The organism is Virgibacillus salarius (genome assembly GCF_039521925.1).
GTDB lineage: Bacteria > Bacillota > Bacilli > Bacillales > Amphibacillaceae > Virgibacillus > Virgibacillus salarius.
This window is the reverse complement of record NZ_BAAACY010000011.1, coordinates 1-19,551: the sequence shown is the minus strand read 5'-3', so window position 1 is coordinate 19,551 and position 19,551 is coordinate 1. Positions and strand designations below refer to the sequence as shown.

Sequence of the window (19,551 nt, the reverse complement as noted above, 5' to 3'; positions counted from 1 at the left end):
GAAGTAATTGGTAAAACAATTAATTGAAATGACCGCAGTATAAATATGCTAGAATAGAAACAGAAATTTGGTTGAAGGGTGATAGTAATGAAGAAATTTGAAGAAAAGACAATTAGTTCGGAAGTTATTTATGATGGGAAAGTTGTACATTTAAAAGTGGATGATGTTGTATTGCCTGACGGTAAGACGGCAAAACGTGAAATCATAGATCATCCTGGTGCTGTGGCAATAATACCAATAACGAAGGATAATAAAATTGTATTTGTTGAACAATATCGTAAGCCACTAGAAAAATCGTTAATTGAGATACCAGCAGGAAAGTTAGAAGTTGGAGAAGATCCCGAAGAAACAGCGATTAGAGAATTAGAAGAAGAGACAGGCTACACAACGAAAGATCTTTCTTTTGTTACTTCCTTTTATACTTCGCCAGGGTTTGCGAATGAACGAATGTATATTTATATCACAGATACGTTAGAGTTAGTTGATCAACCAATAGCGGGCGATGAAGATGAATTTATTAGTATTAGAAAGTTAACACTTGAAGAAGCAAAGCAACTAGTGGAACAGGAAGAGATTCATGATGCCAAAACAAATTACGCAATCTTATATTTACATGCACTGGGGATGAAATAATTGCTTAAGCCGTATTTTTCTGATTTACACATTCATATTGGCCGAGATAAGTACGATCATCCCGTCAAAATTACCGCTTCAAAAAATTTAACGCTAACGAGTGTGTTAGAGGAATCCAGTCGTAATAAAGGTATGGATTTAATAGGTGTTATAGATTGTCAGGCGCCCGCTGTACAACAGGAGATTATGGAATTAATTGAAGAAGGCAAAGCATATGAATTGGTTGATGGAGGCATTCGGTTTGAAAAAGTTACTTTAATTCTCGGTTCAGAAATCGAAGTCTATGATGAAGCTTGTCAGGGCCCGATTCATGTACTTTGTTATTTTCCAACCTTGCAATACATGCAACAATTTTCTGCATGGCTACGTCAGCGAATGAAGAACATTGGTCTAAGTTCTCAGAGGTATTACGGTACAGGAAAAGAGCTGCAATATAAAGTAAAGCAGCTAAAAGGAATATTTATTCCAGCTCATGTGTTTACGCCATTTAAAAGCTTGTATGGGAAAGGTGTGGAGCAAACATTATCAGAGGTATTTGATCGTGATTTGATTGATGGAATAGAATTAGGTTTAAGTTCGGATACTCATATGGCAGATCAAATTCAAGAACTACATGATTATACGTTTCTTTCTAACTCTGATGCACACTCCTTAGCAAAAATAGCAAGAGAATATCAAATAATATGTATGATGGAGCCTTCATTTAACGAATTGTATTTGGCACTGCACCAACAGCAGAACAGAAAAATTGCCCATAACTACGGTATGAATCCGCGACTAGGTAAATATCATAAAACGGTGTGTAATCAATGCTTTTCGGTCGTTTCGTTAAATGTTCAAAACTGTCCTCATTGTTTTTCGAACAAACTTATTAAAGGTGTGTCGGATAGAATCTTAGAATTAAAAGACATAAGTGCTCCTACTAATGATAGGCCACCATATACGTACCAAGTTCCATTAGAGTATCTTCCTAAATTGGGAAAGAGAACGTATGAAAAACTGTTAACTGCGTTTGATACGGAAATGCAAGTGATTCATCACGCAACTTTCGAGGAATTAACCTCGGTGATTCCAAGCGATTTAGCTCATGCAATTATTCAGATGCGTCAAGGCAAGCTAAAGATTATCGAAGGCGGTGGAGGTAGATACGGTACGATTAAATTAACCTAAATTCATCTAGTAGGATAATAGAAAACTTGGTATTTTTAATTGGAATTCTTCATAGTTTTTAGTATAGCAGTATATTGAATGGAGGATTCCAATGTACAAAAATAAAACACTTCTAATGACTCATGTAAAAGAACATGCCACGATTTATCTTTTTATGGTTATTTTATTTCTAACAGGGATTATATTTGGAGCTATCCTCGTTAATAGTATGAATTTTATTCAAAAACAGGATCTATTCTTTTATTTAGAACGATTTTTTGGACAAATTGCTGATAATCAAGAAATGGAACGCATGGATATTTTTAAAAGTAGCTTCTTGTACCATACTAAATATTTGCTACTATTATTTATATTAGGACTTTCAGTAATTGGCTTGCCATTGGTTTGGGTGTTAATTTTTATTAAAGGGCTTGTAGTGGGATTTTCTGTAGGGTTTATTGTCAATCAGCTTGGTTTTGATGGATTATTATTGGCGGCACTGTCGATTGCACCACAAAATATGTTAATTATTCCTATTTATATTACCGCCGGAAGTTTATCCATGATTTTCTCATTGACCTTATTGAGTAAATTATTTACAAGAAAAATGGCACAACCTGTATTCCAGCCATTTGGTAAATATGTAACATTATTTTCATTTCTAGTCGCCTTCTCTTGTATAGCTGCTTTACTAGAATCTTTTGTTTCCAATGAAGCAATGCAAATGTTAATCCGATCATTTTACTAATAATCAAACTTAAACTATAATTATTATAAATATAAAATAATAATATTTTATTTTGACACACTTTTAATCGGTGCATATAATAAAGGTGGGATATGAGGGAGGGAACCTGTCATGGAACATCGAATTGATCGGATAAAAAAACAACTGCATTCGCAAAGCTATAAGCTTACTCCTCAACGAGAAGCGACTGTTAGAGTCTTGCTGGAAAGGGAAGACGATCATTTAAGTGCAGAAGATGTATACCTGCTTGTTAAGGAAAAAGCTCCAGAAATTGGTTTAGCTACAGTATATCGTACATTAGAATTATTATCAGAACTAAAGATTGTGGATAAAATAAATTTTGGTGATGGTGTATCACGCTATGATCTTCGTAAAGAAGGAGCTAAACATTTTCATCATCATTTGGTATGTACGGAATGTGGTTCAGTAGAAGAAATCGAAGATGATTTACTCGAAGATGTGGAGAAAATTGTTCAAAATGAATGGGGATTTCAAGTAAAAGACCATCGTTTAACTTTTCATGGCATCTGTAAACAATGTCAGGCTGTTACTATGAACGCTTCTAGTTAGCTAGTTACCATGCAAGTTTTGCTAGTTAGCGTTTCCAATACTTACTAGCAGCCTTTTTTTATTTAAAAGAAAATAATTTACAAACCAAGTTAAAAGCGGTACATTGTAATTACAGATTTTTTCCCATTTGAATGATAGTATTATGTATATTGTTCTTCTTTTCTGGCATATCTTTTAATAGGATATATTATGATTAGAGGAGCACAATAAATGAAAAGAATACTGTGGGATATGGTAAAGGTGTTCGTCATCTTTATTGCGTGTACATTTTTATTTTATTTTGGTTTACGAATAATGCATGCAGAATATGAACAATATCATCGATATGATCCACCAGAGGGACCAGCAGTAAAAGTATTTAATGAAGAACCAACTTTTTTTGATCGATTGAACTTATTTTTCCGGCTAGGAGAGTAAAAGATGATTTCAGATATTGCAGAGGATTTTTATCACTATTTATTAATTGAAAGAGGATTATCAGATAATACATTAACTTCTTATCGACGTGACTTAACAGCATATATAGATTTTATTAAAACCTCTGTAAACAAAGCTAACTGGGAACAAGTTACAAGAAATGATATTACCAATTTTCTTTATGTGTTAAAAGACGATGGGAAATCCTCTGCGACAATTGCGCGTCATATTTCATCTATTCGTGCATTTCATCAATTTTTAATTCGGGAGCAAGTCGTAACACATGATGCTAGCTTACATATTGAAACACCTAAGAAGGAACGAAAGCTTCCAGATGTATTATCGATCCAAGAAATAGAAGCATTATTAAGTTTACCTTCAGATACTGCATTACATATACGTAATAAAGCAATGTTAGAACTACTATATGCTACAGGTCTTCGAGTAAGTGAAATGATCCATTTAAAAATATCTGATCTTCATTTAACCATGGGGTTTGTACAGTGCTTTGGAAAAGGAGCGAAGGAACGGATCGTTCCTCTAGGTAATGTTGCTATCCAGGCAGTGGAAAACTATTTGCAGCAAGCCCGCGGTAAGTTAATTAAACGCCAAGGAGATAGTAATATTTTATTTGTCAATCAGCACGGTAAACCGTTGACACGCCAAGGATTTTGGAAAATATTAAAAAAAGCAGCGCTTGAAGCAGGAATTCATAAGAAAATTACACCGCATACATTAAGGCATTCATTTGCAACTCATTTACTTGAGAATGGTGCAGATTTGCGTTTAGTTCAAGAAATGCTTGGACATGTTGATATATCTACAACCCAAATTTATACACATGTTACGAAAGCTAGATTAAAAGATATATATATGAACTATCATCCAAGAGCATAGCTTTTTATTTTTTTAAGTCGTCTGACATCCTACAACGAATTATAGACATACTTCATGGCTATCGTGGGAATATAATATTTAGGAGGGATATACCATGAAAAATTTCAAGCGTGTATTTTTAATTGTATTGGACTCAGTGGGAATTGGAGAAGCACCTGATGCTGATAAATTTAATGATAAAGGCGCTGATACACTTGGCCATATTGCGTCGCATATGAAAGGTCTACATATGCCAAATATGGGAAGGTTGGGTTTAAGCAATATTCGACCAATTGCAGGAATTGATAAAGCGGATTCACCGAAAGCACATTATACAAAGATGCAGGAAGCCTCCAACGGAAAAGATACGATGACTGGTCATTGGGAAATTATGGGCTTGCATATCGAACAGCCTTTCAGAACGTTTCCTGAAGGATTCCCTGAAGAATTAATTGAAGAGCTAGAGGAAAAGGCTGGGCGGAAAGTTATTGGTAATAAACCAGCTTCAGGTACAGAAATCATTAAAGAATTAGGCGCTGAGCATATGGAAACAGGCTCCTTAATTGTATATACCTCTGCTGACTCTGTATTGCAAATAGCTGCCCATGAGGATGTTATTCCCATTGAAGAGCAATATCGTATATGCAAAATTGCGAGAGAACTAACGTTAGATGAGAAGTATATGGTCGGTCGGGTGATTGCTCGCCCATTTATTGGGAAACCAGGGGCGTTTGAGAGGACCTCTAATCGACATGATTATGCACTCAAACCTTTTGGGAAAACTGTCATGAATGAATTAGAAGAAAATAATTATGATGTTATTGCTCTAGGGAAGATTTCAGATATTTATGACGGTGAGGGAGTCACTGAAGCGATTCGAACGAAGGATAATGATGATGGGATGACACAGTTAGTTACATCAATGAAGAAGGATTTTACTGGAATTAGCTTCTTAAATTTAGTTGACTTTGATGCAAAATATGGTCATCGTAGAGATCCTCAAGGTTATGGAGAAGCATTGGAGGCCTACGATGCTAGACTGCCTGAAGTTCTTGCAGGAATGAAGGATGATGATTTATTAATTATTACAGCTGATCATGGAAATGACCCTATACATCACGGTACGGACCATACTCGGGAATTTGTTCCTTTGTTGGTACATCATAAAGGTATTGTCGAAGGAAAAGAATTACCATTACGTCAGACATTTGCAGATATAGGAGCTACAATTGCTGATAATTTTGAGGTGAACATGCCTACGTATGGAATAAGCTTTCTAAAGGATATTAAACCTAAGGGGGATTTATAAAATGAATTATAGCGCAGTTCGAGAAGCAAGTGAATTTTTGCAGCAGAAGCTAGATAAGAAACCAGAGATTGGTTTGATTCTTGGCTCTGGACTAGGAGTACTGGCAGAGGAAATAGAAAGCCCAATTACTATTCCATATAAGGATATTCCTGATTTTCCAGAATCCACTGTTGCTGGTCATAAGGGACAGCTAGTTGCGGGAACATTAAAAGGAAAGCAAGTTATTGCCATGCAAGGGCGTTTTCACTATTATGAGGGTTACACAATGCAACAAGTAACTTTTCCAGTTCGGGTAATGAAAGAACTAGGTATTGAATCTATTATTGTTACAAACGCAGCTGGCGGTATAAATGAAGATTTCAAGCCTGGTGATTTGATGTTAATTTCCGATCATATCAATAATATGGGAGATAGTCCGCTCATTGGTAAGAATGATGAACATTTAGGAGTCCGTTTTCCAGATATGTCCAATGTCTATGATAAATCGCTAATTGCACACGCGGAGGCATGCGCAAAAGACATTCAATTACATGTACAAAAAGGTGTATATGTAGGAAATACTGGCCCAGCTTATGAAACACCAGCAGAAGTACGTATGCTTCGTACGTTAGGTGGGGATGCAGTCGGTATGTCTACGGTTCCTGAAGTGACTGTAGCTGGACATGCAGGTATTCGTGTGTTAGGAATCTCTTGTATTTCTAACATGGCTGCGGGAATCTTAGATCAGCCTTTAACGCATCATGAAGTAATAGAAACAACAGAGCAAGTAAGAGAATCCTTCTTAACATTTGTGAAAAAAGTAATAGAAACATTACCCCAAAATGATTAAAAGGTGATAAAAAATGAGAATGTATGACATTATTGAGAAAAAACGCAATGGTCAAGCCTTAACAACAGAAGAAATTAACTATTTTATAGATGGCTATACCAATGGTAACATTCCAGATTATCAGGCTAGTGCATTGTTAATGGCTATTTATTTTCAAGATATGACGGATGATGAACGTGCGCAAATTACCAAAGCGATGGTAGAATCTGGCGATCAAATCGATTTATCTGAAATTGATGGGATTAAAGTAGATAAGCATTCAACTGGTGGTGTTGGTGATACGACTACATTAATTTTAGCACCATTGGTGGCCTCTTTAGGCGTCCCAGTTGCTAAAATGAGTGGAAGGGGCTTAGGTCACACTGGTGGAACAATTGATAAACTAGAAGCCGTTCCTGGATTTCATGTAGAAATAACTAACGATGAATTTATTGAGCTTGTCAATAAAAACAAGGTAGCTGTAGTGGGCCAATCTGGGAACTTAACTCCTGCTGACAAAAAATTATATGGATTAAGAGACGTTACTGCAACAGTCAATTCAATACCACTAATTGCTAGCTCCATCATGAGTAAGAAAATTGCTTCAGGCGCTGATGCCATCGTTCTAGATGTAAAAACTGGCGCAGGTGCCTTTATGAAAGAACTAAATGATGCCAAGGCATTAGCAAAAGCAATGGTAACCATTGGAAATAAAGTTGGAAGAAATACGATGGCAGTAATTTCTGACATGAGCCAGCCGTTAGGAAATGCAATTGGTAATGCACTAGAAATTAATGAGGCTATTGACACATTACAAGGCAAAGGGCCAAAAGATCTTACGGAGCTTTGTTTAACATTAGGAAGTCAAATGGTTGTTTTAGCTGAGAAAGCCGAAACCCTAGAAGAAGCCAGAGCAAAACTTCAAGAAAATCTGCATAATGGCAAGGCATTAAATCAATTCAAAACATTTCTATCTTCACAAGGTGGAGATGCAACAGTTGTAGATCAGCCACATTTGCTGCCTCAAGCTTCCTTTAAAGTAGACCTGCCGGCCAAAAAGGGAGGAACAGTTGCCGAAATCATTGCTGATGATATTGGTACTGCAGCAATGATGTTAGGTGCTGGAAGAGCTACAAAAGAATCAGAAATTGACCTTGCTGTTGGACTAGTATTGCATAAAAAAATTGGAGACAAGGTTGAAGCTGGTGAGTCTTTATTAACCATTCATTCCAATTCTGAAAATGTAGATGAAGTGAAAGAAAAACTATATGCAAGCATAACCATTTCTGAAGAGATAATAGATGCACCTACGTTAATATATGACACAGTTACTAAATAAAATAATTTGCCGCTAAATTAATAGATCTAAACATGTAATCTCTCTGTTTGTAAATGTGACGAACAGAGAGATTTTATTTGAGTATAGGAAATTATAAAATTAGCGCATGTGGATCAATATGGACGAGCTGCGTTCAGCACCAGCCTTCAGAAACGAGGCGACTTCACGAATCGCCCTAATCTAAGTCATCATCGGCTCGCAAGCACACCGTTATTCCTTTATCTCCATTGACTCGCTCCAGTCGCTACGCTTCTAGACGGGCGCTTCCGCTTTTGTTCTTGTTACAGTGATCATTTTTAACGATCTTTACTCATGAATAAACGTATATTGGGAACTGCAATTGGTTATGCTGAATGTATATAGTTTATTTTAGGTAGACAGGATCCTAACGCTCGAATTAACAATACACTTACCGAGAAAGGACAGCCTGTAAAAAACGAATTGTTTGTTTACAGAATATCTGTAAATAGACGTTTGGCATAAAGGTTTCTGAACATCGATCTTTTCATGTTCAAGACTTAGCGTTTGCTACCTTTGTTCGCATGATTTCAGAAGTGAAAATAAGATAACTTCCTTCTGAAAAAGGATTCACTTTATTGGAGGGTATAAGGATGAAAAGAGGTCTTTTGGTTGTTAGTATGGTTATCACGTTGTTAATTCATCTAAGCTCACCTGTTTTTGCAGAGGAAACGGGTTCTGACACGGAAAAGCTTGCAGAGAATACTAAATCGGCAATTCTAATGGAGAGAGACACAGGTGAGGTTTTATTCGATAAAAATGCACATGAGAAATTACCACCTGCAAGTATGACGAAAATAATGACATTGCTTTTAATTATGGAGGCTCTGGATGAGGGAAAATTAAAACTGGATGAAACGGTACGCGTTAGTGATCGCGCTGCGTCTATGGGAGGTTCTCAAATTTTCTTAGAATCAGGAGAAGAAATGAGTGTGCAGGATTTACTTAAGGGCGTAGCTGTAGCATCTGGAAATGATGCTAGTGTAGCACTAGCTGAAAGAATTGCTGGTAGCGAAAAAGCATTTGTCAAAAAGATGAATGATAAGGTCAAGGAATTAGATTTAAAGGACACGAAATTTCAAAATGCAACTGGTTTACCTGCCGAGGATCATTATAGTACATCTTATGATATGTCAATAATGGCAAAGGAATTATTAAAGTATGAATCCATTACAGACTATACATCCATTTATGAAGATTATTTACGTAAGGGGCAGGATAATGAATTTTGGCTTGTTAATACAAATAAACTAGTGAAATTCTATCCAGGTGTTGATGGCCTAAAAACTGGTTATACAAATGAAGCGAAGTATTGTCTGACGGCTACAGCTGAAAAAGAGGAAATGCGAGTCATTGCCGTTGTTATGGGGGCAAAAACAACAAAAGAACGGAACGCTGCTGTTTCAGGAATGTTGGATTTTGCATTTAATCATTATCAAACCAATAAATTATTTGAGAAGGGCGATAAAATAACCGATCTTAAGCTGTTGAAGGCTGATAAAACAATAACAGATGTTGTGGCATCCGAATCTATTAGTACACTTCATAAAAAAGGTGAATCAATGGACGATATAGCAACCGAAGTTAACGTTCACCATGCATTATCTCTGCCGATTTTTAGAGGGGATAAAGTAGGCGAGTTAATAGTTAAAAATGGAGATGAAATTATCTCTCGAACAGATTTAACGATCAAAGAAACAATAGATAAAGCATCGTACTTTACTTTGTTAAAGAGAACCTTGCAAAGAATGGCGAAAAATGAATAAAACATACTATTTTAACCGAATAAGTTCTTCTTTTGTCATGTAGCAGGAATCGACCCATCAAATCAAGAAATGAAATAAATACAGTTTTTGTATAAAAAGGAGGAAAGACTATGGGTCTTAGTTCAACATTTGCTATTAAAGAAGATGTCTTGATCGTCAGACTCTCTGGTGAATTAGATCATCATGAAGCAGAGTTATTACGAAATGAGTGGAAAGAGATTATGTACAAAAATGATGTAAAGCATGTGTTATTAAATCTTGAAGCAATGACTTTTATGGATAGCTCAGGGTTAGGTGTTGTGTTAGGCAGATATAAGGAAGTATTACAACTTGGTGGAGAAATGGTCGTATGTTCTATTTCTCCGCCGGTTAAACGTTTATTTGAAATGTCAGGATTATTTAAAATTGTTCGTCTTGAGGAGAATGAAGCATTTGCATTAGAGACTTTGGGGGTGGCATCATGAAAAATGAAATGGCAGTGCAATTTGCTAGTATTAGCGAAAATGAATCATTTGCTAGAGTTACCGTCGCTGCTTTTGTCAGTCAGGTTGACCCAACGATGGACGAGCTAACAGAAATAAAAACTGTAGTTTCTGAAGCTGTCACAAACTGCATCATTCATGGTTATAATAATGAAGCACATCATCAAGTATATATTACCTGTGCATTAATAGATGGTGAAGTGGAATTAACGATAAAGGACGAGGGAATTGGAATTAGCGATGTGGACGAGGCGCGCCAGCCGCTTTATACTTCCAAGCCAGAATTAGAAAGATCGGGGATGGGCTTTACGATTATTGAGAATTTTATGGATACTGTTGAGGTCATATCCATACCTGATAAAGGAACAACCGTACACATGACTAAGCAGCTTACGAAAAGCAAAACGGTGTGTTCATAGTGAAAGGTTCTGCCTATGAATGTTAACGTAAAAGGTGATAACAGAAACGAGACCTTGACGGATGAAGAAGTAAAAGGACTAATCGACAAAAGTCAAAAGGGAGATAAAGCAGCACGAGATATATTAGTAGAAAAAAATATCCGTCTCGTATGGTCCGTTGTACAACGATTTATAAATAGAGGATATGACCCCGATGATTTATTTCAAATTGGAAGTATTGGTTTAATAAAATCAATAGATAAGTTTGATCTTTCGTATGATGTACGCTTTTCAACTTATGCAGTACCAATGATAATCGGTGAAATCCAACGGTTTATTCGAGATGACGGTACTGTCAAAGTTAGTCGTTCTCTTAAAGAGACAGGTAATAGAATCCGTAAAAAGAAAGATGAATTAACAAAACAACTAGGCAGATCACCAACCGTGAACGAGATTGCAGATGCGTTAGAAATTTCTTCTGAAGATGTTGTTCACGCTCAAGAAGCTGGAAAATCACCACAGTCTATTCATGAAACAGTATTTGAAAATGATGGAGATCCAATTACTCTACTAGATCAAATATCAGATCAGGATTCAAAATGGTTCGAAAAACTAACCCTGCAAGAAGCTATTAGGGGGTTGAGTGAAAGAGAAAGATTAATTGTTTACTTGAGATATTATAAAGATCAGACACAATCAGAAGTAGCAGATCGACTTGGGATATCGCAAGTTCAAGTATCTAGGCTGGAGAAAAAGATTTTACATGAGATGAAAGTAAATATTGATTCATAAAATGGAAAAACATTCGTAAGTACGAAAATACAGAAAAAATAATGCTGTTTATCTCTACAAGTTCAAAAGAAATTAATATTTGTAAAAACCGAACGATAATCCGATTATACGAAGTTAATATCCGGATATTAGTTCGGTTTTTATCGTTTATTTTATTAAAAGAGGAATGTATATTGGTCAGTTAATCATAGCTGATTATGTTCTTCCTGAAACCTTTCCCGTAAGTATAATTAGCTTAGAATTATTATTCGTTTTTACATATATTCGATTTAGCGATGTCCAAACCTGTATTAGTAATTCTTCGTGATAATTATTGCAATAATGACAAATACTAGCTATAGATTAACGCAATAAGGGATGATTTTATGGCAGAACAGGTATATTTACGAATGAAAAAAAATATGGAGATAATAGGTTATCAAGAATTAAAGCTTAAAGATATTGCATATCTTTCGACTAATGCGTCAGAGAAAGAAAAGCTGGAAAATTTACCTATTTATCGAATAACAAAAAAAGATAAAAACATTGTAATCCTTGACAGCTTTTTAATTATAGAGCATTTAAATCATGATTTCACCAACCTGGAATTCCAACTAATCGGACCACCGCAAACCATAATACGTATCCAAGAGAAAAAGAAGTCACCATCCGTAATGATTGCAATTGGTGTTTGGATTCTTTTATTCGTTGGGACAGCGATGACGATTATGAATTTCCATTATGATGTGAGTATGCAGGAAGTTCACCAAAAAATTCATTACTTACTAACAGGTCAAGAAAAAGAATTTCCATTATGGCTTCAAATTCCCTATTCGTTTGGATTAGGTATTGGCATGTTATTGTTCTTTAACCATTGGTTTAATAAACGGTTTAATGAAGAGCCCAGCCCCTTAGAAGTAGAAATTTATAACTATCAGCAGGATCTCGATAATTATGTGATTCATTATGAGAATAAATTAAACGATGCCCCCCCTCCTAAATAGCCTCATCGAATTAATTATTGGCTTTGCTGGTGGTCTTGCTGTTGGGGGTGGTTATGTAGCATTTATTACTGTCTTAGGTATTGTTCCTCGGCTTATTCAACTGAGTAAAACAGAACCATTTCTTAATATTTATGCGGCATGTATTTTGCTTGGGTCACTTTTTGGTACGTTTTTGTCATTCACTAATATTACCTGGAATTACTCCTTTGTATTTATTATGATCTGGGGTATATTACAAGGAATATTTAACGGAATGCTTGCTGCAGCATTAACCGAGGTTTTAAATGTATTCCCAATACTATATAAACGAATAGGTATTGAAAAGCACACAATGTGGCTATTAATGGCAATTGTGTTTGGTAAAATAGCTGGATCGATATTTCAATGGGTTTATTTTGTAAAACAATAAGAATCGAGGCGATACATGATGAATAATAAAGATAAGAAAATACCAATCTCTCCAAAAATAAAGGATACAGAAAACTATTTAAAAAAACGACTTGGTATCGGTGTATCGTTTGATCTGGGGTTTCGTGAAATTGTACTTTTGAAAAGAAAGGTACAAATATATTATGTAACTGGTTTATGTGATTCCATCATCATTCAAGATTTAATAAAAGAATTAGTGAATTTAAATGATCATGAGTCAAATAGCAAAAAGCTACCAGAGATTATAGAAAATCGTTTACTCCATCAACAGGTGAATCAAGCAAAAACAATGGATGAAGCAGTGGATCAAATGCTATCAGGACTCATTGTTGTGTTTGTAGATGGTGAGGATTACGCATTTATTGTTGACGTTAGGAATTATCCGGGAAGAACCCCAGAAGAACCTGATACAGAACGTGTTGTTCGTGGTTCACGTGATGGATACACGGAAAACATTATTGAAAATACTGCTTTGACTAGAAGAAGGATTCGAGATGCTAGACTACGGAATGAAATGTTAAAAGTGGGTGAGCGATCAAAAACAGACGTATGTCTTAGTTATATTCAGGACGTTGCGGATGAAGGATTAATACATCTTATAAAAGAACGAATTGAGGCAATTGAAATTGATGGTATCTCGATGGCAGATAAAACAATTGATGAATTTATCATAAATCGTAAATGGATACCATACCCACTCGTTCGTTATACAGAAAGACCGGACGTAGCAGCTAATCACCTACTGGAAGGTCATGTATTAATTACGGTTGATACATCGCCCAGTGTGATCATATTACCAACGACTTTTTTTCATCATTTACAGCATGCTGAAGAATATCGACAAACACCAGCCATCGGAACGTTTGTGCGTTGGATTCGATTTTTTGCAGTTTTTGCTTCCATGTACTTGTTACCATTATGGTTATTATTTGTAATGGAGCCGGAGCTATTACCAAAAGAGTTGGCTTTTATCGGGCCAAATGAAGACGGTAATATATCTATTCCGGTTCAAATTGTAATGGCGATGGTCGGAATTGAATTTTTACGAATGGCAGCAATCCATACGCCAAATCCGCTTTCAACCTCGATGGGATTGATTGCTGCTGTATTGATTGGACAAATTGCTATTGATGTGGGAATGTTTAGTCCGGAAGTAATCCTCTATGTCTCTATAAGCGCAATTGGATCTTATGTAACACCAAGTTATGAGCTTAGTATCTCGAATAAAATTGTTAACATCCTGTTTGTTATTATTACCGGCATGTTTGGACTTTATGGGTTTATTGGGTTATTCTTGGTTCACCTCATCGTATTAGCAAGCTTAAAATCCTTAAAAACACCTTATTTATGGCCGTTTATGCCATTTAATGCAAAAGCCATGCTACATACGATTGTGCGAATCCCTATGCCGTTTACAAATAGTCGACCTAGTATTGTCCACCCGAAAAATAATTACCGTCAACCCTCAAAAAAATAGAACAAATAAACATACTAATGGTAGTGGGTAAAGTCATCAACCAATGATTTCACCCATTATTTTTCTTTTAGAGTTATAGTGAGACTAGTTTTAATCGTTCGAATTATGATGTGAATAATATACTTTTGAGCCATCCTCTTTTCATTTATATTTTATTATGATAAAGTTTTTAATTATAAATTCAGAAAACCATTATGGAGGACTTTCACAATGATTATTGATAACCATCCATTTGAGGTAAACGACAAAGGGCATCTAGTTATAGGTGGGGCAGATGCTGTCGAACTTGCACAAAAGTATGGCACACCACTATATGTCTATGATGTAAATATAATACGTAACAATTGCAAAGCATTTATCGAGACCTTTGATAAAATGGAGGTTACAGCTAAAGTTGCCTATGCAAGTAAAGCTTTTTCAAGTATTGCTATGTTACAAATAATGAAACAGGAGAACATGTGTTTAGATGTGGTTTCTGAGGGCGAATTGTACACAGCGCTGCAAGCAGAATTTCCAACTGAAAAAATCCATCTCCATGGAAATAATAAAAGTTTGAATGAGCTGCGCATGGCAATTGAAAACGATATTGGTTGTATAGTGGTTGATAATTTTCGAGAAATTGAGCTTATTGGAAGATTATTAAAGGAATATAACAAGCAAATGGATGTTTTAATGCGTGTTACACCTGGAATAGAGTCGAAGACGCATCAATACATAATGACTGGTAATGAAGATTCAAAATTCGGCTTTAATCTGAATAACGGCCAAGCTGAAGAAGCCTTTAAATTATTGTGGAATCATGAATTTATTAAGTTTAAAGGATTACATTGCCACATAGGATCACAAATCTTCGAAACAGATCGTTTCTTGATCGCTACAGAGGTATTATTCCAAGAACTTAAAAACTGGAAGAATACGTATGGATTCATACCTGAAGTATTAAATCTAGGTGGAGGTTATGGAATTCGCTATACTTCAGAAGAATCGCCAATTTCTTATGATATCTATGTTAAAGAACTGGTGACAGAAGTCAAAAAACATGTACAAATGCTAGCAATACCAATGCCTGAAATATGGTTAGAGCCAGGAAGAGCTATTGCTGGAAATGCAGGACTAACACTATATACAGTAGGTGCTATTAAACATATCCCTGGTATTAGAAATTATGTATCTGTCGATGGCGGTATGACAGATAACTTAAGGCCAGCGTTATACCAAGCTAAATACGAGGCTGTAATAGCAAATAAAGCCAGTGCTCCTCCAATCAGCGAAGTATCAATCGCTGGTAAATGTTGTGAATCAGGCGACATGTTAATTTGGGATCTTCCTCTTCCGAAAGTAGATCATGGCGATATTCTCGCTGTTTTTTCAACTGGTGCGTATGGATATTCGATGGCAAATCACTATAATCGTTTTGCTAAACCAGCTGTCGTTTTTGTAGAGGATAGCCAAGATAAATTAGTTGTTAAACGTGAGAGCTATCAAGATATTATTAGTCACGATTTAAGTTACGAATAGTACTGATGTCAACAACAATTCTTTTCTTTCGTTAAATTAAGTGATAAAATGTACGATAGTTGAAAATAGAAAAGGAGACTTAAACATGGCTAAAAAAGGATATATTGTAATGGAAAATAATAATAAAATTGAATTTGATTTATATGAAGACGCAGCACCAAATACAGTTGCTAACTTTGAAAAATTGGTGAATGATGGATTTTATAATGGTTTAACATTTCATCGTGTAATTCCAGGTTTCGTAAGTCAAGGAGGCTGCCCAAATGGTAACGGAACTGGTTCAGCAGGATATACGATTAAGTGTGAAACAGAAGGTAATCCACATAAACATTTAGAAGGATCACTATCAATGGCTCATGCTGGCAAAGATACAGGAAGCTGTCAATTTTTCATTGTACATGAGCCACAACCACATCTTAACGGGGTTCATACCGTTTTTGGACAAGTGACATCTGGTATTGAATTTGCTAAATCAATGCAAAATGGCGATGTGATGAAGGAAGTAAAAGTGTACAGCGAATAGGTTTGTTTTTCCTAAAGGATGGAATAGATGGAATTGATAATGCTTGTTTATTTACTAGCAATAATTGCTCCAATTAGTATATTTATACATGAATTTGGCCATGCTATAGCTGCATGGTTGGTTGGTGCAGACCGAATCTATATATCTATTGGGACAGGCAAAAAAGGAATATCCTTTAATTTCAATAAATTTTATATTACGCTGTTTCCACTATTTTTCTTGGGTGGGATCGCATTAAGTGAGCGGACTCCTAGTTATCGACCACGTGAAAAGATTCTTATTTCGCTGTTTGGCCCAGTTATGAGTGGATGTGTATCTGTTATACTTTGGGCTATTCATCAGAGCCATCCTAACCCCTTTATTCATCTATCGATGTTATTTAACGGTTGGATAGCTTTAATGAATTTGTTACCTTTTGCATACAAAGGGAAACAGACAGATGGGTATAAAATGTTACGGCTTGTACGAAAGAAAAAATGGATTAACAAATAACATTCACATATAAATAGTAATTCTAAATTTGACAAATACGTTTTTACATGCATAAATATAATTACAAACTCCAACTGTAGCTTATGGAATAATACTACAGAAATTTACAACGTCTAACTACGCGGAATATAATTAACTTCCCAAAGTTTTCATAAGTTATAACGTTAATGAGGGGTATCTATGTTAATACGCTTTAAGAAGAACTTAGAAAAAATTGCAATGGGTTTATTATCTTTTATGCCAGAAGAAAAAGATGTAAAAAAATTGCAACAAACGATAAAAGAATATGAAACAAATCCAGATTGGCATCTTTATTTGTGGAAAGAAGAAGATATTTTAGGTGCTATAGGGGTTAGGGTTGAAGGCGAAATTAACGCTGTTATTCAGCATGTTTCTGTGAACCCTTCACATCGTAATCTCGGGATTGGCAAAAAGATGATGAACGAAGTAACTCGCCTTTATCAGGATAAATATGCTGTTTGTGCTGAAGAGGAGATACAGCATTTTTATTCAAAATGCGATGCATTTAAGGAAGAGAAGGATAAGGAATAAAAAGCCAGCCCTATATTGGGGCCGGCTTTTATTTTCGTGTGCTGGTTAACATGTAAGTTATTTACTTAGAGCCAAGCAGCACCGACAATAATTAATAAAATGAACAATACAACGATTAACGCGAATCCTCCGCCGTATCCATATCCACCACTCATGATGAAATACCTCCTTTTTCTTCTTAGCATAAATGTTTTGTGATAACATTTATCTTACATTAATAACGTATGACGGTAGATCAATTCGTGTATGGGCGTTTATAATTAATGATATAATTTTTGAATGAAGGGACGGAATAAGTTGAATCAAGCTTACCAGGTTAAATTAGATACATTTGAAGGCCCGCTTGATTTATTACTGCATTTGATTAATCAATACGAGATTGATATTTATGATATTCCGGTTGCAACAATTACAGAGCAGTATATGACTTATATTCATACAATGCAACGCCTTGAATTAAATATTGCAAGTGAATATTTAGTTATGGCAGCGACGCTTGTTGAGATTAAAAGTCAAATGCTACTACCAAAGCCCGAGTTAGAGGAAGAATCGGAGGAATATATGGAAGACCCACGGGAAGAATTGATGCAGCGATTAATAGAATATAGAAAGTATAAGGAAGCAGCTGTCCAGCTACAGGAGAAGGAAATAGAAGCAAATCAGATTTTCACAAGGCCACCTATCGAATTTGATAATTATGTACAGGAAGTCCCTGCAGTCGTTCAAGGTGATACCTCCGTATATGATATGTTAAATGCATTGAATAAAATGTTAGAGCGAAAGAAATGGAATCAACCACTAGATACAAAAATTAAGCGAGCAGAAATATCTATTGAGCAAAGAATGGAAGAGGTTTTACGTGTTGTAAATGAAGCAAAGGATGGAATATTATTTGATGATCTATTTACATATCAATCACGATCACACATCGTTGTAACATTTATTGCTCTTTTAGAATTAATGAAAGAGAATCAAGTATATTGTGAACAAACGGAACAGTTGGAAGCTTTATATGTGTATAACATGGAGGAATAAAGGTGGAAATTACGAAATTAAAGGCAATTGTTGAAGGTCTGTTGTTTGCTTCAGGAAATGAAGGAATAACGATTAAACAGTTGTCTAAAGTATTAGAAATTACGGAAGCAACAGTCGAACACTTAATTGAAGAGCTTAAGTATGACTATGACAATACCGATCGGGGCATTATGATCATGCAGGCTCATGAAGTATATCATTTAACAACAAAACCAGAGCATAGTCCTTATTATAAAAAGCTGTTAGAAACTCCTCAAACGACAAGGATGTCTCAAGCCGCGTTAGAAACTCTTGCAATTATTGCCTATCAGCAGCCAATTACAAGAACAGAAATAGAAGAAATTAGAGGAGTAAAGAGTGATCGACCAGTTCAAACGCTTCTTTCTCGGCTTTTAATTGAAGAGGTGGGGAGAAAGGATAGCGTAGGAAAACCCATATTATTTGCTACCTCTAAAGAGTTTTTAACTTATTTTGGTTTGACATCACTTGAGGAGTTACCACCACTTCCAGAAAATACAGAGTCAGATGAGCTGGAATCGGAGGCGGATTTGTTTTTTGAACGATTCAGCGAAAACCTATCGAATAGAAATACAGACTAATTTAATATGCTATATGTTGCTTTAAAGTAACGAATGTACTGATTCATTTAAATAAAAAGCACGTTGCAATATACCTTCAACTGGAAGTGCAAGTTCCTTGAAGAAGCGGCAAGCGTTTTTTTGTAGTCTAGGAAATTATAAAAATTGCCTATGTAGATAAATATGGGCGTGTTGAGCCGTGTCCAGCTCCAGCACCCAGAAACGTAGCGACTTCATGAATCGCCCTAATCTAAGTCCTCATTGGCTCACAAGCTCACCGTGATTTCCTTTATCTCCATTGGCTCACTCCAGTAATTACGTTTCTAATCGGGCGCTAGCGCTTTTGTTCTAAGTTAAGAAAGTATAAAATCAGTGCAATGACTGCGTACAGCCAAGTAGTTATTTTGAAATGTTTGATGTATATTGGCAATGCTCCGACGAATTGCTTCGCTTTCCGCGGGCACGGGCCTCAACTAACTTTGCAAAGAAGAACACGTTGCAAAGTGGATTTTCGGCTCGCGCAATTCCCGCAGGAGTCTACGTAATTCGTCTCCGCTATGAGAAGGTGCAACAATTCTTGTCATAAGTAAATAGGTTGACTTTTTTTACAATGGGTAAAGTGAAAATCGCTATCCGTGAGTATAAAAGCAGCTGTGTTA

The 19,551-nt window shown here is 35.8% G+C and carries 23 protein-coding genes; 22 read left to right on the top strand and 1 reads right to left on the bottom strand.

The features are described 5' to 3' along the window. Window positions 1–87 precede the first annotated feature (87 nt). From ABDZ84_RS02115 to ABDZ84_RS02020, 20 genes are all read left to right on the top strand, one after another. Entirely contained in the window at window positions 88–633 is a 546-nt protein-coding gene (locus ABDZ84_RS02115; RefSeq protein WP_026681077.1) for an NUDIX hydrolase, read from the top strand. Then, window positions 634–1,803, top strand: a complete 1,170-nt coding sequence (locus ABDZ84_RS02110) for an endonuclease Q family protein (protein ID WP_166530825.1) — start codon at window positions 634–636, stop codon at window positions 1,801–1,803. Between the two features lie 91 nt (window positions 1,804–1,894). Further along, window positions 1,895–2,530: a stage II sporulation protein M gene (spoIIM, locus tag ABDZ84_RS02105; protein ID WP_166530826.1), complete on the top strand. Its 636-nt coding sequence runs from the start codon at window positions 1,895–1,897 to the stop codon at window positions 2,528–2,530. Between the two features lie 111 nt (window positions 2,531–2,641). After that, window positions 2,642–3,100, top strand: coding sequence for a ferric iron uptake transcriptional regulator (gene fur / locus ABDZ84_RS02100; protein ID WP_026681074.1), 459 nt, complete (start codon window positions 2,642–2,644; stop codon window positions 3,098–3,100). Window positions 3,101–3,310: 210 nt separating this feature from the next. Continuing rightward, a complete protein-coding gene (locus tag ABDZ84_RS02095) occupies window positions 3,311–3,517 on the top strand; it encodes a YqzK family protein (protein WP_026681073.1) in 207 nt (68 codons plus the stop codon). Between the two features lie 3 nt (window positions 3,518–3,520). Then, window positions 3,521–4,414 carry a site-specific tyrosine recombinase XerD gene (gene xerD / locus ABDZ84_RS02090; RefSeq protein WP_026681072.1) on the top strand — a complete coding sequence of 298 codons (894 nt, stop codon included), beginning with the start codon at window positions 3,521–3,523 and terminating at the stop codon, window positions 4,412–4,414. A gap of 94 nt (window positions 4,415–4,508) precedes the next feature. Beyond that, window positions 4,509–5,702: a phosphopentomutase gene (gene deoB, locus ABDZ84_RS02085; protein ID WP_343779770.1), complete on the top strand. Its 1,194-nt coding sequence runs from the start codon at window positions 4,509–4,511 to the stop codon at window positions 5,700–5,702. Window position 5,703: 1 nt separating this feature from the next. Beyond that, complete coding sequence (locus ABDZ84_RS02080) at window positions 5,704–6,531, top strand: purine-nucleoside phosphorylase (protein ID WP_026681070.1); 828 nt, start codon at window positions 5,704–5,706, stop codon at window positions 6,529–6,531. A 13-nt stretch (window positions 6,532–6,544) separates the two neighbouring features. Continuing rightward, window positions 6,545–7,849 (top strand): pyrimidine-nucleoside phosphorylase, encoded by a 1,305-nt coding sequence (locus ABDZ84_RS02075; RefSeq protein ID WP_026681069.1) that lies wholly within the window; start codon window positions 6,545–6,547, stop codon window positions 7,847–7,849. Between the two features lie 611 nt (window positions 7,850–8,460). Then, complete coding sequence (locus ABDZ84_RS02070; RefSeq protein ID WP_026681068.1) at window positions 8,461–9,633, top strand: D-alanyl-D-alanine carboxypeptidase family protein; 1,173 nt, start codon at window positions 8,461–8,463, stop codon at window positions 9,631–9,633. Window positions 9,634–9,743: 110 nt separating this feature from the next. After that, complete coding sequence (gene spoIIAA / locus ABDZ84_RS02065) at window positions 9,744–10,097, top strand: anti-sigma F factor antagonist (protein ID WP_026681067.1); 354 nt, start codon at window positions 9,744–9,746, stop codon at window positions 10,095–10,097. Next, entirely contained in the window at window positions 10,094–10,534 is a 441-nt protein-coding gene (gene spoIIAB, locus ABDZ84_RS02060; RefSeq protein ID WP_026681066.1) for an anti-sigma F factor, read from the top strand. The genes spoIIAA and spoIIAB overlap by 4 nt, the downstream gene beginning before the upstream one ends. Window positions 10,535–10,549: 15 nt before the next feature. After that, window positions 10,550–11,305, top strand: a complete 756-nt coding sequence (sigF, locus tag ABDZ84_RS02055; RefSeq protein WP_026681065.1) for an RNA polymerase sporulation sigma factor SigF — start codon at window positions 10,550–10,552, stop codon at window positions 11,303–11,305. 365 nt (window positions 11,306–11,670) lie between these two features. Then, on the top strand, window positions 11,671–12,288 hold the full coding sequence (locus tag ABDZ84_RS02050; protein ID WP_026681064.1) for a stage V sporulation protein AA: 618 nt from the start codon (window positions 11,671–11,673) through the stop codon (window positions 12,286–12,288). Continuing rightward, window positions 12,269–12,697 carry a stage V sporulation protein AB gene (locus ABDZ84_RS02045; protein ID WP_121605078.1) on the top strand — a complete coding sequence of 143 codons (429 nt, stop codon included), beginning with the start codon at window positions 12,269–12,271 and terminating at the stop codon, window positions 12,695–12,697. Before ABDZ84_RS02050 ends, ABDZ84_RS02045 begins: the two co-directional genes overlap by 20 nt. An 18-nt stretch (window positions 12,698–12,715) precedes the next feature. Next, window positions 12,716–14,194 carry a spore germination protein gene (locus ABDZ84_RS02040; RefSeq protein WP_121605079.1) on the top strand — a complete coding sequence of 493 codons (1,479 nt, stop codon included), beginning with the start codon at window positions 12,716–12,718 and terminating at the stop codon, window positions 14,192–14,194. Between the two features lie 210 nt (window positions 14,195–14,404). Continuing rightward, complete coding sequence (gene lysA, locus ABDZ84_RS02035) at window positions 14,405–15,712, top strand: diaminopimelate decarboxylase (protein WP_121605080.1); 1,308 nt, start codon at window positions 14,405–14,407, stop codon at window positions 15,710–15,712. A gap of 85 nt (window positions 15,713–15,797) precedes the next feature. Next, the gene (locus ABDZ84_RS02030) at window positions 15,798–16,235 is read left to right on the top strand and encodes a peptidylprolyl isomerase (RefSeq protein ID WP_026681062.1); all 438 of its coding nucleotides are present in this window, start codon (window positions 15,798–15,800) and stop codon (window positions 16,233–16,235) included. A gap of 27 nt (window positions 16,236–16,262) precedes the next feature. Then, window positions 16,263–16,727 (top strand): M50 family metallopeptidase, encoded by a 465-nt coding sequence (locus ABDZ84_RS02025; RefSeq protein WP_026681061.1) that lies wholly within the window; start codon window positions 16,263–16,265, stop codon window positions 16,725–16,727. A 180-nt stretch (window positions 16,728–16,907) separates the two neighbouring features. Then, window positions 16,908–17,279, top strand: a complete 372-nt coding sequence (locus ABDZ84_RS02020; protein ID WP_026681060.1) for a GNAT family N-acetyltransferase — start codon at window positions 16,908–16,910, stop codon at window positions 17,277–17,279. A 65-nt stretch (window positions 17,280–17,344) separates the two neighbouring features. Here ABDZ84_RS02020 and ABDZ84_RS02015 read toward each other — a convergent pair whose 3' ends face one another. Further along, window positions 17,345–17,434, bottom strand: coding sequence for a YjcZ family sporulation protein (locus tag ABDZ84_RS02015; protein ID WP_021291215.1), 90 nt, complete (start codon window positions 17,432–17,434; stop codon window positions 17,345–17,347). Window positions 17,435–17,576: 142 nt separating this feature from the next. On the opposite strand from ABDZ84_RS02015, the gene ABDZ84_RS02010 reads away from it, so the two are divergent. Both ABDZ84_RS02010 and scpB read left to right on the top strand, forming a co-directional pair. Continuing rightward, a complete protein-coding gene (locus tag ABDZ84_RS02010; RefSeq protein ID WP_026681059.1) occupies window positions 17,577–18,314 on the top strand; it encodes a segregation/condensation protein A in 738 nt (245 codons plus the stop codon). A gap of 2 nt (window positions 18,315–18,316) precedes the next feature. Then, on the top strand, window positions 18,317–18,913 hold the full coding sequence (gene scpB / locus ABDZ84_RS02005; RefSeq protein WP_026681058.1) for an SMC-Scp complex subunit ScpB: 597 nt from the start codon (window positions 18,317–18,319) through the stop codon (window positions 18,911–18,913). Window positions 18,914–19,551: the final 638 nt, after the last annotated feature.

Excerpts from the sequence above, each read along its gene's own strand:
- ABDZ84_RS02115 (WP_026681077.1), top strand. The coding sequence starts at position 88 with ATGAAGAAATTTGAAGAAAAGACAATTAGTTCGGAAGTTATTTATGAT.
- spoIIM (WP_166530826.1), top strand. The coding sequence starts at position 1,895 with ATGTACAAAAATAAAACACTTCTAATGACTCATGTAAAAGAACATGCC.
- fur (WP_026681074.1), top strand. The coding sequence starts at position 2,642 with ATGGAACATCGAATTGATCGGATAAAAAAACAACTGCATTCGCAAAGC.
- ABDZ84_RS02095 (WP_026681073.1), top strand. The coding sequence starts at position 3,311 with ATGAAAAGAATACTGTGGGATATGGTAAAGGTGTTCGTCATCTTTATT.
- xerD (WP_026681072.1), top strand. The coding sequence starts at position 3,521 with ATGATTTCAGATATTGCAGAGGATTTTTATCACTATTTATTAATTGAA.
- deoB (WP_343779770.1), top strand. The coding sequence starts at position 4,509 with ATGAAAAATTTCAAGCGTGTATTTTTAATTGTATTGGACTCAGTGGGA.
- ABDZ84_RS02080 (WP_026681070.1), top strand. The coding sequence starts at position 5,704 with ATGAATTATAGCGCAGTTCGAGAAGCAAGTGAATTTTTGCAGCAGAAG.
- ABDZ84_RS02075 (WP_026681069.1), top strand. The coding sequence starts at position 6,545 with ATGAGAATGTATGACATTATTGAGAAAAAACGCAATGGTCAAGCCTTA.
- ABDZ84_RS02070 (WP_026681068.1), top strand. The coding sequence starts at position 8,461 with ATGAAAAGAGGTCTTTTGGTTGTTAGTATGGTTATCACGTTGTTAATT.
- spoIIAA (WP_026681067.1), top strand. The coding sequence starts at position 9,744 with ATGGGTCTTAGTTCAACATTTGCTATTAAAGAAGATGTCTTGATCGTC.
- spoIIAB (WP_026681066.1), top strand. The coding sequence starts at position 10,094 with ATGAAAAATGAAATGGCAGTGCAATTTGCTAGTATTAGCGAAAATGAA.
- sigF (WP_026681065.1), top strand. The coding sequence starts at position 10,550 with ATGAATGTTAACGTAAAAGGTGATAACAGAAACGAGACCTTGACGGAT.
- ABDZ84_RS02050 (WP_026681064.1), top strand. The coding sequence starts at position 11,671 with ATGGCAGAACAGGTATATTTACGAATGAAAAAAAATATGGAGATAATA.
- ABDZ84_RS02045 (WP_121605078.1), top strand. The coding sequence starts at position 12,269 with ATGCCCCCCCTCCTAAATAGCCTCATCGAATTAATTATTGGCTTTGCT.
- ABDZ84_RS02040 (WP_121605079.1), top strand. The coding sequence starts at position 12,716 with ATGAATAATAAAGATAAGAAAATACCAATCTCTCCAAAAATAAAGGAT.
- lysA (WP_121605080.1), top strand. The coding sequence starts at position 14,405 with ATGATTATTGATAACCATCCATTTGAGGTAAACGACAAAGGGCATCTA.
- ABDZ84_RS02030 (WP_026681062.1), top strand. The coding sequence starts at position 15,798 with ATGGCTAAAAAAGGATATATTGTAATGGAAAATAATAATAAAATTGAA.
- ABDZ84_RS02025 (WP_026681061.1), top strand. The coding sequence starts at position 16,263 with ATGGAATTGATAATGCTTGTTTATTTACTAGCAATAATTGCTCCAATT.
- ABDZ84_RS02020 (WP_026681060.1), top strand. The coding sequence starts at position 16,908 with ATGTTAATACGCTTTAAGAAGAACTTAGAAAAAATTGCAATGGGTTTA.
- ABDZ84_RS02015 (WP_021291215.1), bottom strand. The coding sequence starts at position 17,434 with ATGAGTGGTGGATATGGATACGGCGGAGGATTCGCGTTAATCGTTGTA.